A 13,402-nucleotide genomic window follows, 5' to 3' on the forward strand; every position below is an offset into this window, starting at 1 on the left:
CCCCCTCCTACTCGATTATTCCATATTCTCCAGCATAGTTTCAATGATCGATGAGGAATTTGTTACTGCAAGCTGTTTAAAATCCTCCCACTTCATAACCGCTTCTTCACTGGCATCGTCTGATGCTGAGCGGATGACGACATATGGAATTTCATTTAAGTGGGCAACCTGTCCAACTGCTCCACCTTCCATTTCTACAACGTAAGCCTCAAATGTGTTAAGAATCCATTCACTTTTTTCTTTGCTGGCAATAAATTGGTCACCTGTTGCGATGCGGCCTGTAAAAACATTAACCTCTTTAGAAAGGTTTTTAGCTGCTTTTTCTGCAAGGCGCACAAGTTCTTTATCTGCTTCAAAATAACCGATGTCCATTCTTGGGATAATCCCAGGTTCATAGCCTTTTGCCGTTTCATCCATGTCATGCTGGACGGTGTCTGTCGAAATAACGATATCACCCATGTTGACATCCGGGTGGATAGCACCTGCTATTCCTGAATTGATAAGCTTTTCTACTTTAAATTCATTGATTAAAAGCTGAGCTGCCATTGTAGCGTTTACTTTGCCGATTCCTGATTGAACAAGTACGATATTTTGCCCTTTGAGGGTACCTTGGTAAAAGGTCATTCCTGCAAGTTCAGTGGTTTCTTTTACTTCCATGTGGCTGTGCAGTATTTCAATTTCCTCCGCCATTGGGCCAATAATGCCAACAGCTGGCTTTTCATTTTTAGCTGCCTGGGCTGTCCCATCTGATGTCTTGACTTCCTGGCTGGCGCATCCCAATAACGATAGGGATAAAAGGGAGATAAGTGCGATAAAAAAGGTTGCTTTTGTAAAAAACTTCATCATGTCACTCCTTGGATGATTTAATAGACTTTCCTCAACTTAAATACGAACTATAACAAAATAAAATATATTATTGTTCGTCTTTTATTATACAGAGCTCACCTTTAAATACAAGGGAATCTATAGATATATTTAATTATGGGAAAAGTTACCTGCACAATCAATGAAGAGAGTTTATTTGGAGTAGAAAGGTTATTTTTAAAAAAGGGCTGTTTTTGCAAACTTTGTTGCTTTTAAACAAGTAATGAGGAGTGGTTGATTTCCGCTCCAGGATGCTCAGCGAACGCGGGGCGGGCGGTGAGCATCCTCGGCGCGCAGCGCCTGTGGGGTCTCACCTGTCCCACTCCTCCCGGTGGACGTTGAATAATCATCCTCGAATGATCACCGCACAAAGGAAAAACGAATGCATTTTCGAGGATCTCGCACCTTGCGCTCCCAATCAACCAAACTTACTTAACAAATTTTTTATTTATGGATTGTATTTAAAAGCAACAATCTTTTAGAAAAGAGCCTAAAAAAACAGTGGGCGGATGAGCAAAATACTATAGGTGGCCATACAATCTGAAACCTTACTTCCAGTTATCCCTTTGTGTGGAAAAGAAAAAACCTAATCCCAAGTTGGGACCAGGTTTATTTCTTCTTTATCCTTCCTTTTGCATTTGAGTTCTTTTTGCTGCCTGCAGAATTTCTTCGAGTGGAGAGACTCTGCCAAATTTATCTTTATGGACAATATGCTTCCTTTCGAATAAGGTGGGGTTCTCAATTCCGGCAGCAGCGGCAAGATTGTACAGTCCTTCCCTCAAAGAGATAACGTAGTTGCAGACTCGATAATGTTTTTCGTCGACAATTAATCCGTCCTGGAGCTTTTTGTCGGTTGTAGCTACACCAGCAGGACAGTGATTTGTATGGCAAACTTGAGCCATGATGCAGCCAACGCTGATCATAAAGCCTCGGGCAATATTGACAAGGTCTGCACCCATTGCAAGAGCGATCGCAATTTTATCCGGTGTAATTAGTTTTCCGGAGGCAATGATTTTTACACGATCGCGAACTTCATACTGTCTCAGCATTTCGTCTACCACAGTCAGAGCGGATTGGATGGGAAGACCAACACTGTCAGCAAGCTCCTGATAGGTTGCTCCTGTACCGCCTTCACCGCCATCGACTGTAATAAAGTCAGGGCCTTTCCCGCTTTCCTTCATATATGAAATCATCTGTTCGAGTGCATCAAGGTCACCGACTACGATTTTCATCCCAACCGGCTTGCCGCCAACACTACGCAGTTCTTCAATAAAATCAAACATGGAAGGGGCATCATCAAATTCATAGAAACGGTTTGGACTGTTAATCGTTTTTCCGACCTCAACAAGGCGAATACTGGCAATCTCTTCTGTAACCTTTTCGCCTTCAACATGTCCTCCGCGGGTTTTTGCACCCTGGGCGAGCTTTAATTCAAAAGCTTTTACCTCAGGGATTTCGCTTTTCTTTTTAAATTCCTCCCATGAAAATTCTCCGTTTGGTTTTCGGACGCCAAACATGTCCGGCCCAATTTGCATAATGATATCCGGACTTCCTGCCAGATGATATTGAGAAAGACCGCCCTCACCAGTATTCATCCAAGTGCCGCCAGCCAGGCCAAGACCTTTTGACAAGGCGGTGATGGCTTTTTCTCCAAGAGAACCATAGCTCATGGCTGATTGTCCGACAAGTCCCTTAACTCTGAATGGATGCCGGCAGGTGGTTTCACCCAGGACGACGGCGTCTTCATCACGCAAATAAAAGGGATCTGCCAGTTTTTCTTCACTATGTTCTTTTCTTGAAAACAAATTGTCACCATCAACTTTATATACACGTGTTTTAATTTTATTGGTGTTATCCACCTTCATTTCATCGACGAGCTTTGGAAACAATGTATTTCGGATATAAAAGCCTTCATTATCAAAATCCCTTATGGATCCAAACCCTATTAGTCTTTCTTTATACTTTCCCGCTTTTACAACGTCCTGATACTCTTTCCTGGAAAATGGCTTGCCTTCTGTATCGTTGTTAAACAAATATTGCCTTAATTCAGGACCGACTTTTTCTGTAATATACCGTACCTTCCCGATAACCGGAAAGTTTCTGAGTATGGAATGCTGTTTTTGCCTGTCATCTTTTATATACCAGTAGATAAAAAGGAAGACTGGTATTAAAATGACAAGTGCAATAAATATAAATAGTGCAATGACTAGATAATCTGTTAAGCTCATATGGTCCTCCTTCAATTAAACTAAGTTTAGTGCGTCATGGATAGGGGTATCTCCTGAGGATACTTCTATTGTTTTATTAAAAACGGCTTCATGATCCAATGATGCAACGAGAAGAGCGGCTACATCCTCACGCGGGATTTCAGCTGTTTTATCGTGTATTCTATTCTTTACCTCTATCAATTCAGTACCAGGGTTATCTGTAAGCTGGCCAGGGCGAATAACTGTATAAACTAAATTAGCGCTCTTCAGTATATCCTCAGGCAAATCTTTCGCAGCGATTTTACGGGATGTTTCATTCTCACTCTCTTCCGCTTTAACTGCGCTCATCATCACAAATCGCTTTACACCTGATTCTTGCGCCAATTGGATTGTATCTGAAACAGATTGATGGTCAACCATGACGGTTTTGCTTGTATGCTTTTTCGGATTGACACCTGTTAAGTAAATGACAGCATCTGATGACTGAAGGTGTGATAAAAGATTTTGCTCGTCATATACCACTGCATTAGACGCACCCAGCTTTTTTAGATCTTCTATTTGATTCTCAGTGGCGACCACTGCAAGAGATTCTATGTTTTTCTCTGACAGCTTCCTGACTACATGCTCACCAACATCTCCATTGGCACCAATTACAATAACTTTCATTTAACCGCCTCCTTTTTTACCCTTTTTCCACAAAGGGTTCTTTTAAAACCCAAGTGGCTAAACAAAAAACGCAGTCCTCTAATTGGAGCTGCGCAAATCTATCTATCTATTCCATTTCACTTGTTATCATGGTTAATTCATCAGCAGATAACGCTACTTGTTCAAACGCATCCCCTAATTCAGTCACGACATTCACAAATGAAAGAAGTTCCTTTTCAATTTGATTGTTTTGCTGTTTAGTTTGACCCATAGTAGTATGTATTTCATGGAAATAGGTTTCAGTTTCCTTCATACTTCTATTTCCCTCTTTTACCGCCCCGCTAATTTTGGACAGCGAATCTGTTAATTTTTCTGCTTGTGCATTTGTGTTGGAAATAAGAGAAGAGACATTTATAACTGATTTCTTCGTCTCTTCGGAAAGCTTGCGTACTTCATCCGCCACGACAGAGAATCCGCGGCCATGCTCGCCTGCTCTTGCTGCTTCAATGGCTGCATTTAATGAGAGCAGGTTTGTTTGGTCAGCGATGCCCGTTACAATATTAATGATTTCCTGCATTTGCTTTGAAATCTGCAGAAGTACCTGAACATCATTAGAAATATCAGTAACAGAGATCTGAATGTTCGACATATGCGTGTTTTGCTTAAGAAGCTGTTCTTTTCCTTTTTGTGCCCTTTCTTCTGCAAGCGCCGATAGCTCAGTACCTATATTGGCGATCGTAACAATTTCTTCAGACTGTGACTGAAGCTGCTGAAAGGACGCGTTGGTTTGTTCAGAAATGGCGGCAAGATTTTGGGAAGCGCTGGCAACATTTACACGGATTAGCGCTTTTTGTTCTTCAACTTGCTTCTTTAATCGATCGTTCTGTGCATCATACGCCTCGAGAACAAGCTGCTGTTCCAAATTTAAAATTTTGGAAACTGCCCTGATTATGGAAAAGTAAGCTGTTTTGCCCGCTGCCTTTTCCTCAACAATATTCATAATAGAGAGGAGCAAATCTTGAAAGGCACACATGTACCATTTCGTTTGCAGTCCAATCCTTACATGCATATGAGCGATGCGAAACCTTTTCTGAAAATAGGATTCATCGATAACGCCTTCAAACATTTCAGTAATATGCTGTGTTAAGGTCATTTTTAATCGTTGAATAGTGCTATTATCAGTAATAATTTTTAACAATAAAGGCTCGTTCTCCAAATTTTCATAAAAGCGGTCGACGATAACGCCAATGTTTTCCTGGACATAAGGCTGAAGGCCATTAATAATCTGCAGATCCTCCACGGTGAGTCCAATCATTTGGATTTGCTTTTCAATATCGCTGCCATTTGGAATGATTAGTTCTCCATTTCCTTTTAAGAAGACTTGATTTTCGCTAATTATGTTTGATTTTTTAAAAAACAACTAAATGCACCTCAGATAATATAGAATGGGAAAATAATACCATAAACATGCTGGGGATATTACTAAATTTTTCACAAGAAATTGACAATTTCGGGAACATGCAAAAAATAATTAATCTGCACAAGCGATTTTGCTGGATATTGCGCTTGATTTACTCTTCATCGGGAATGGTAATAGAAGAAAAGATTATAGGAGGAATTAGGGTGTTGAGCGATAAACTAATTAAAGAATTGAACAGCCAAATGAATTATGAATTTTATTCAGCCCATGCTTATTTGGCTATGGCTGCATATTGTTCAGCTGAAAACCTGGATGGTTTTGCAAACTTTTTCTTAGTCCAGGCAGAGGAAGAACGCTTCCATGCCATGAAGTTTTACAATTTTTTAAATGATATCGGTGCAAGGGTGACTGTCGAAGGGTTTCCGCCAGTTAACAACAACTTTAGCTCTGTTCTGGATGTGTTTGAAAAAGGACTGACCCATGAAAAGGAAGTTACCAGCCGGATTTACAAATTATCCGACATCGCCCTTGATGAGCGGGAGCATGCGACCATGACCTTTTTAAAATGGTTCATTGAAGAGCAGGTCGAGGAAGAAGCTTTATTTGATAGCTTAATTCAGAAGCTAAAACGGATTGATAATGACAGCAATGCATTCTTTATGCTTGAAAATGAGCTGGCAAAACGCACCTTTTCTCCTGGAGGGGAGTAAAGATAAGTTAAAGGCAAAAGAAGTAGAAGCCCCATCCGCGGCGGATGAGGCTTCTTTATATATTTAAGCTAATCGTTTGAAGTTTTGACCGAGAATTTCGTTCATGGTATGGACGGTAATAAATGCTTTATTATCAACCTGAGTGATATACCCTTTCAGCCTTGTAAAATCTTTGCGGCCAAGGATGGTTGTAATCACTTCTTTTTGATCTGAGGTAAAGGCTCCAGTAGCAGTGTGGATGGTTGCTCCTTTACCTAACTCATGGACAATATAGGTTTTAATTTCATCGCTGTGACGGCTGATGATGACGATTTCTTTATTTGAATTAAATTGCTGAAGTGCATAATCAATGACAAATCCATTTATGATAACACCAAAGAATGCATACATGCCGACTTGCGGGCCGAATAGGATGGTGGAGGATAGAGCAATTGATAAATCCGCCAGAAGTACACCACGTCCTACTTCAATGTTTAAGTATTTATTAAAGATCATGGCAATAATGTCCGTTCCGCCGGTGGATGCCTGCTGGTTAAAGACAATGGCCATCCCAGTTGCGGCGATGCACTGGCCGATAATCAGCTGTATGAGAATATCATCGCTTAGCGGCTGGCTGATTGGTGCGTAATTTTCAAGCACCCATACATAAAACGAAAGGGCGAAGCTTGCATAAATGGTCTTGGCGCCGAAGCCCGAGCCGAGAAAAATAAATCCTACCAAAAACAGAACAATATTGACAAGAATCATGAAAGTTCCAATTGAGAGCCCTGGAAACAAATCATTCATTATAATCGACAATCCACTGACTCCTCCTGTTGCTAAATTATTGGGAGACAAGAAAAAGTGGACATTTATTGAAACAAGGAATGCTCCTAGATTTATCAATAAAAAGGAAAGTATTTTTTGTCGCATCGCCGCAACCTCCTTTTCTAACATTTTTTTCGCTTTCCGTAAAAAGTGGAACAACGGGATTATATAGCCCATAAACACCCTTTGTAAAGGGAATGTGGACAAAAAAATAAGGTTTAATAATTATGACAATTGGAAGGGGTTGCAATAAAGGTGTGTAATTATCCATTTGCTCTCATTTTTTATATAATAGAATGTAGACAAACCTGCCATATTGAAGTGCAATGAAAGGAAGTAAGAAATCTTGAAAAATAGAAAGCTCATCGTGATTCCGATCATGGTCCTGGTAGCAGCTGCGGCTATGTGGATGCTTAGCAAGGATTATCAGCAAATAGACCTATCAATCAGAATGTTAATAGCAGCCGGTGCAGCGCTCTTATCGGGTGTAATTTCGTATTTTCTGTTTAAGCCTGAAAAAGATGAAAACTAAAATGCCTGTTCCTCTGTATGGGGGACAGGTTATTTTTTGGAACTTTTTTGACAGGGGATCCGTATCTAAAGGGGGAGGAGTTGAGATGATGTCAAACAAAGATGAATGTCCAAAATGTAAAAATACAGACTTCGCTGAAGGCACTGATTTTATGCCGATTAAACCTTTAAATAGCAAGTTTTCAACAGGGTCTCTCAAAATATATCAGTTTTGTTTAAAATGCGGAGAAATCATATCTGTCAGGGTGGAAAATCCGGGGAAATTTAGAGGGAGATAAATTATTCTTTACCAATGGCCTAGAGGGAAAAAGACCGCGATATATACAGAGATCAGAGTGAAAAAAAAGGTCGCCATAAAGAGTTCATGAAGCCGAAATACAGAAATCAGAGTGAAGAAAGGTCGCCATAAAGAGTTCATGAAGCCGAAATACAGAAATCAGAGTGAAGAAAGGTCGCCATAAAGGGTTCATGAAGCCAAAATACAGAAGTAAAAGTGAAGAAAGGTCGCCATAAAGGGTTCATGAAGCCGAAATACAGAAGTCAGAGTGAAGAAAGGTCGCCATAAAGGGTTCATGAGGCCGAAATAAAGAAATCAGAGTGAAGAAAGGTCGCCATAAAGGGTTCATGAAGCCGAAATACAGAAGTAAAAGTGAAGAAAAGTCATCATAAGTGCTTCATGAGGACGATATTCAGAAAAGAACAGAATAAACAGCTAAAGTAACAGGCTGAAACCAGTAATTGCCCATTAAAGTCAAAAGCTGACTCCCTTCAAGGAATCAGCCTTATTTTTTCCGTTTTAGGAGCTGCAAATCGATATATAGCTGGCATCTTGTGTTAAAGTCGTCAAAATCGATTGCAGTAAGATCTGTAATTTGCTTCATTCGATATTTTAATGTATTTGCGTGAATGAAGAGCTGTTCTGCAGTGGGCTTGAGACGGCAGTTGTTTAATAAATATACCTCAAGAGTTTTGAGTAAATTCGTCTGGCTTTCCTGGTCTTTTTTCTGCAGCTTCAAAAGGTCTTCATTCACGTAATTCGTCTTGCTGTTATGCTGTGCAATAGGCTCCAAATAGCGAAATACCCATAATTTCTTATATTCATATGGCAATTCTTCAGGCGACCCGATAAATTTCGCTGCTTTTATGACCTCTTGTGCCTCTGCATAGCTTTTTCGCAGTTTAAGGATGGACGTATATTCACCTCCGATTCCTGCATATACTGCTTGGAGCTTGAATTGGCTGAGGACGGTGTTTGTCAATTCATGTGCATCTTCTGAGAGGCTTCCTGGCGCCGGAGAACTGCTGCCAATCAAGACGATAATCTCAAGCTGATTTGTAAAAATGTGAGCCGGATGGCTGAGTGCGTTCGCAAACAGGCGCACTGTTTCCGTCAGCTCGGCAAAAATTTCTTCGTCTGCCTGGGCAACGGTAAATACATTTATAAGAAATGCCTCCGGCAGGATGATTTTCACATTGGCTGCTTCCCATTTGATTTGGTCTTCCGTGTGGTATGTCCGGTCAATGATCTTTCTGTAAAACTGATGTTTTTCCTCATCTTTGCGCAGCTTTAGTAAGTTTTTCTGATAAAGAAGCTTGCCAATATGAAAAGAGATTTCAAGCAAAAACCTCATTTCATTCTCCGATAGCAAGCCATCTGTTTCCTGAACCCAAATATAACCTAAAATCTGATCCTTGTATTTAGCGCTGACCACCACACGCTGGTTAAGTCCGATATCTTCCATCCTCTTTATGCGAAAAGGCTCTGGAATGGTTTTCAGCTGATCGACAATACCTTCATCCATAAACTTTTCTAAGATGGGAATGGGCCACCTTTTAGAGAAAATTGTCTGCTGATTGGCCAGATCAAAATGCTCGATATAGTATGAACTGTAAGCAAGCAGCGAAAACTGCTCATCCTCGATGACAACCGGCTTCTTTAAAAAAGTACTGACCATTTCCGTTATTTCATCTATATCTGATATATTAAGGATCTTCTCCAGCGGCTGGCTCATACGGCTACCTCCTAAGTATTGCTGTTTTTTATTATAGAGAAAATCGGTACCAGGTACCACCCGAATTTTGTCGAAAATAAAAGGACTAGGCCGTTCTGGCCCAGTCCTGCGATAAAGGTTATTTAAATGATTTCTCAAAGTCTTCAAATTGTTTTTCTATTTCTGTTGAAGGTTTTGCTGTTAGAAGGCTTACGACTATGATAGCAATGAAGCTGGCAGCAAAGCCTGGAATCATTTCATAGAGGATACCGGATAAGCCAGCGCTTGACCAAACTATAACGGTGCTTGCCCCGATAACCATTCCGGCTAAGGCGCCCCATCTAGTCATACGCTTCCAGTACAGGCTAAGGAGAATTAACGGTCCGAATGATGCCCCGAAACCTGCCCATGCATAGCCAACAAGGTTAAGAATCGTTTCATTTTTCTCCCATGAAATGATCAATGCAACAATTGAAACAAGTAATACAGATAATCTTCCAATCGTAACGAGCTCTTTATCAGATGCTGAACGGCGGAAGAAAGTTTTATATAAGTCCTCTGTCAGTGAACTGGAAGTTACCAGCAGCTGGGAAGAAATCGTGCTCATGATGGCAGCAAGGATCGCTGCAATTAAGAATCCGGTAATAATCGGATGGAATAGGACATCACCCAATAAGATGAAAATGGTTTCTGAATCCTCAAGACTTATCCCTGTGTCCGCAACATAGGCAATGCCGATGAATCCTGTCAGCATTGCGCCAATGCTTGAGAAAATCATCCAGCCCATCCCGATGCGGGTGGCTTTTTTGATTTCCTTTACCGAACTGATTGCCATAAAGCGGACAATTATATGCGGCTGTCCGAAGTAGCCAAGACCCCAGGCAAACAGGGAGATGATGCCAAGCAGGCTTGTCCCTGTGAAGATATCAAGCAGTGCCGGATCAATGGATCTTGCTGTATCGATAGCGGGACCGAACCCGCCTACATGGAACAGTGTCACTAATGGTACGAGAATCAATGCAATAAACATGATTAAACCTTGGACAAAGTCTGTCCAGCTAACGGCAAGAAAACCGCCAAAAAGTGTGTAGGCTACAACAACACCAGTGATAATCCACAAGCCTGTGTGATAATCCAGCCCAAAAGTACTTTGGAACAAAACTCCACCGGAAACCATGCCTGATGAAACGTAAAATGTAAAGAATATCATGATAACTAATCCTGAAATCAGGCGAAGAATTTTGGATGTATCACCGAAACGGTTTTCCAAATACCCAGGAATGGTGATGGAGTCATTGGCAACTTCAGTATAGGTACGCAGTCTTGGTGCAACATACAGCCAGTTAGCCCATGCTCCAAGCGTTAAGCCGAGAACAATCCAGGATGCACTTAAACCTGTGGCATACATGGCACCTGGAAGCCCCATCAGCAGCCAGCCGCTCATATCGGATGCACCGGCACTTAATGCTGTAACCGCAGGACCAAGAGTTCGTCCGCCAAGCATATAGTCTGATAGATTGGAAGTTCGTTTATAGGCATAATAGCCGATCCAAAGCATTCCAATCATATAGACGGTAATGGATATAAGCAATGCATAATCCATACATAACCCCCCTTTAATAATTCTGTACTTCAATTTTGTAAATATTTAGATAAAACAAGCTATGAGAAAGCGTTTGGCTTTGCCTTCTCATTACTTAGGATATCTTGCATTTGTATTGTTCAAATAGTTTTTTGATTCTATTATAGCCGGATTTTAATATTTTGAAAGAGAAATAATTCCAGAGAATTATCCTTTGAAAATCCCTTTGAAAGCGAAGGCGATATTCGCTGGACGTTCAGCCATCCGTCTCATGAAATAGCCGTACCAGTCCATTCCGTATGGCACATAAACGCGCATTCTATAGCCTTGCTTTGCCAATTCCAGCTGGGTTTTATTTCTCATGCCATAAAGCATCTGGAATTCAAAACGGTCAGTTGGAATGTTATGCTTTTTTGCCAGTTCTTTTGTATACTCTATGATTTGGTCATCGTGAGAAGCTATTGCCGTATAATTTTCATTTAGCAGGCTTTGTTCAATCAGCTTCTTATAGTTCTCGTCCACATCCTTCTTTTCGGGGAAGGCATGTTCAGGTGACTCCTTGTATGCTCCCTTTACAAGCCGTAAAAAAGGCTGATACTTGCCTAGATCCTTCAGGTCCTTTTCAGTCCTGTATAAGTAAGCCTGCAACACCGTACTCACGCAACTGTATTTTTCTTTAAATAGCTTAAACAAATCTATCGTTGCCTGACAGCGGGGAACATCCTCCATATCAATCGTAACCATAATATTGTGCTTTTCAGCTGTGTCCAGGATTCTAGTCATATTTTTAACAACGAGATCATGATCAATATCCAGACCGAGAGAGGTCATTTTAAGGGATACTTGAGAATCCAATCCTTCTCTGCTAATCATTTCAATAGTAGAGATACATTCCTCTGTCCGTTCATTCGCCACCTCAACAGAATCAACGAATTCGCCCAAATGGTCAACAGTAACCGAAAGTCCTTGAGTGTTCAAGTCCCTTATAAAGCGTACACTGCTTTTAAAATCCACACCGCCTATTAGTTTTCCTGCCGCAAAACTTCCGCCTCTATTTTGGGCTAGTTTATTTAAAAAGCTATTTTTAGATAAAAATAGAAAGAAGTCTCTTGTAATCGCTTCCATTTCATCAAGCACCTCCATTTGGTTATCTTTAGATTAATCTTACAATTCTGTGACAAGTACCGGCAATGTTCCGGAAAAACAAAGATTTTGGCCAACTTTTGTTGATAGAAGACAATAGAAGGTGAGATTTTCCAAAATGCCGAGATGCCGATATAGATTTAAAAATAATATGTAAGAAAAGTTTCCATATTATTATTTACATTGCCAAGCTTTTGTATTTAAATAGTAATATAGTTTTGAATATTTATTTATTTCTGAAAAATGGGGGTTAAAAAATGAAGAAACAGTTAAAGAAATTTGCCCAATTTACAGCATTGTCCAGTTTGCTGGTCCTATCTGCATGCGGCGGCAACCAGACTGCTGGGGATAAAGAGGAGCAAAGCAGCGGAGGAGCAGTCCAAGCGGATATTGGAGTTATTTCCTATATCAGCGGACCTGGAGCAGCTTATGGGGAAGCGATCACCAACGGGTTAAAACTAGCGCAGGAAGAGATTAACAGCAAAGGTGAGGTAGAGATAAACCTTGTTATTGAAGATTCAGCCGGCAAGCAGGACCAAGCTTTGACAGCAGCTCAAAAATTGATGAATTCAGAGAATGTGACAGGCATTATCGGGCCTACATTAAGTACAGAAATGAATGTAGTTGGCCCTGAAGCAGATCTAAACGGAGTGCCAATCATGGGAACATCAACTACAGCAGAAGGCATCCCGCAAATCGGGGATTATGTATTCCGCAACTCGCTGCCTGAAGCACTGGCCATCCCGGCTGCAATCGACAAAGCGATTGAAAAATATGATGCTAAAAAAGTAGCAATCCTATATGGAAATGATGATGTTTTTACAAAATCGGGCTTTGATACGATGAAAAAGGCTGCAGAAGAAAAGGGCCTCGAAATATTAACGATTGAAACTTTCCAAAAAGGACAATCCGACTATAATGCACAGTTAACGAAAATAAAAGGTTTAAATCCAGATCTGATTTTGGCTTCTGCTCTATATAACGAAGGGGCAGTCATAATGGACCAGGCCCGCAAAATGGGGATTGATGTTCCTTTTGTAGGTGGAAACGGCTTTAATTCACCTGAAGTAATCAATATCGCAGGTGATGCTGCAAATGGGCTAATTGTGGCAACACCTTGGTACGGTGAAAAAGAAGATGATAAGGTTCAGGATTTTGTAAACAAATATGAAGAAGAATACAGCAAAAAGCCAGACCAATTTGCAGCTCAGGCCTATGATGCGCTTTACATTATGGCAGAAGCATTGAAAAATGCCGGTGAAAATGACCGTGATGCACTTCGGGACGCATTGGCTGAGGTCCAGGGCTTTAATGGAATCCTTGGTGAGTTCTCTTTTGATGAAGAAGGGGATGTCGTAATGGATCCAACTGTCCTGGTGATTGAAGACGGAGCTTTCAAGGTTTTTGAATAAGTATGGTTTCCAAGTAAAGCTCCGGCGCCAAATAGTGCCAGAGCTTTACTTTTAAAAATGAGATTCAAAGCTTTATATAAAAAATGATAG

12 protein-coding genes and 1 pseudogene are annotated in these 13,402 nt (G+C 40.8%); 4 read left to right on the forward strand and 9 right to left on the reverse strand.

What is annotated here, in order from left to right; translation table 11 throughout:
• Window positions 1-15: 15 nt before the first annotated feature.
• From J7I93_RS11465 to J7I93_RS25630, 5 genes and pseudogenes are all read right to left on the reverse strand, one after another.
• Window positions 16-846: a 5'-methylthioadenosine/adenosylhomocysteine nucleosidase gene (locus J7I93_RS11465; RefSeq protein ID WP_251025811.1), complete on the reverse strand. Its 831-nt coding sequence runs from the start codon at window positions 844-846 to the stop codon at window positions 16-18.
• A gap of 638 nt (window positions 847-1,484) precedes the next feature.
• Window positions 1,485-3,092: an FMN-binding glutamate synthase family protein gene (locus J7I93_RS11470; RefSeq protein ID WP_214725994.1), complete on the reverse strand. Its 1,608-nt coding sequence runs from the start codon at window positions 3,090-3,092 to the stop codon at window positions 1,485-1,487.
• Between the two features lie 15 nt (window positions 3,093-3,107).
• Entirely contained in the window at window positions 3,108-3,737 is a 630-nt protein-coding gene (locus J7I93_RS11475) for an NAD(P)H-binding protein (protein WP_214725995.1), read from the reverse strand.
• A 106-nt stretch (window positions 3,738-3,843) separates the two neighbouring features.
• Window positions 3,844-4,557: a methyl-accepting chemotaxis protein gene (locus J7I93_RS25625; RefSeq protein ID WP_483297131.1), complete on the reverse strand. Its 714-nt coding sequence runs from the start codon at window positions 4,555-4,557 to the stop codon at window positions 3,844-3,846.
• 51 nt (window positions 4,558-4,608) lie between these two features.
• Window positions 4,609-5,136 (reverse strand): annotated as a pseudogene (locus tag J7I93_RS25630) (protoglobin family protein); the annotation flags it as partial.
• Between the two features lie 203 nt (window positions 5,137-5,339).
• Between J7I93_RS25630 and J7I93_RS11485 the strand changes: the two are divergent.
• Complete coding sequence (locus J7I93_RS11485; RefSeq protein ID WP_214725997.1) at window positions 5,340-5,846, forward strand: ferritin; 507 nt, start codon at window positions 5,340-5,342, stop codon at window positions 5,844-5,846.
• Between the two features lie 63 nt (window positions 5,847-5,909).
• Here J7I93_RS11485 and J7I93_RS11490 read toward each other — a convergent pair whose 3' ends face one another.
• A complete protein-coding gene (locus J7I93_RS11490) occupies window positions 5,910-6,758 on the reverse strand; it encodes a YitT family protein (RefSeq protein ID WP_214725998.1) in 849 nt (282 codons plus the stop codon).
• Between the two features lie 241 nt (window positions 6,759-6,999).
• Here J7I93_RS11490 and J7I93_RS11495 point away from each other — a divergent pair, with 241 nt between their 5' ends.
• Window positions 7,000-7,185, forward strand: a complete 186-nt coding sequence (locus J7I93_RS11495) for a histidine kinase (protein WP_214725999.1) — start codon at window positions 7,000-7,002, stop codon at window positions 7,183-7,185.
• Entirely contained in the window at window positions 7,175-7,462 is a 288-nt protein-coding gene (locus J7I93_RS11500; RefSeq protein WP_214988586.1) for a hypothetical protein, read from the forward strand. Before J7I93_RS11495 ends, J7I93_RS11500 begins: the two co-directional genes overlap by 11 nt.
• A gap of 504 nt (window positions 7,463-7,966) precedes the next feature.
• Here the strand turns inward: J7I93_RS11500 and J7I93_RS11505 are convergent.
• The 3 genes from J7I93_RS11505 to J7I93_RS11515 form a co-directional block, all read right to left on the reverse strand.
• Entirely contained in the window at window positions 7,967-9,196 is a 1,230-nt protein-coding gene (locus tag J7I93_RS11505) for a PucR family transcriptional regulator (protein WP_214726000.1), read from the reverse strand.
• A gap of 118 nt (window positions 9,197-9,314) precedes the next feature.
• The gene (putP, locus tag J7I93_RS11510) at window positions 9,315-10,778 is read right to left on the reverse strand and encodes a sodium/proline symporter PutP (protein ID WP_214726001.1); all 1,464 of its coding nucleotides are present in this window, start codon (window positions 10,776-10,778) and stop codon (window positions 9,315-9,317) included.
• A gap of 186 nt (window positions 10,779-10,964) precedes the next feature.
• On the reverse strand, window positions 10,965-11,882 hold the full coding sequence (locus J7I93_RS11515) for a proline dehydrogenase family protein (RefSeq protein WP_214726002.1): 918 nt from the start codon (window positions 11,880-11,882) through the stop codon (window positions 10,965-10,967).
• A gap of 275 nt (window positions 11,883-12,157) precedes the next feature.
• Here J7I93_RS11515 and J7I93_RS11520 point away from each other — a divergent pair, with 275 nt between their 5' ends.
• Window positions 12,158-13,312 carry an ABC transporter substrate-binding protein gene (locus J7I93_RS11520; protein ID WP_214726003.1) on the forward strand — a complete coding sequence of 385 codons (1,155 nt, stop codon included), beginning with the start codon at window positions 12,158-12,160 and terminating at the stop codon, window positions 13,310-13,312.
• Window positions 13,313-13,402: the final 90 nt, after the last annotated feature.

The sequence above is a fragment of the Bacillus sp. ISL-47 genome (genome assembly GCF_018613175.1).
Classification (GTDB): Bacteria; Bacillota; Bacilli; order Bacillales; family Cytobacillaceae; genus Cytobacillus.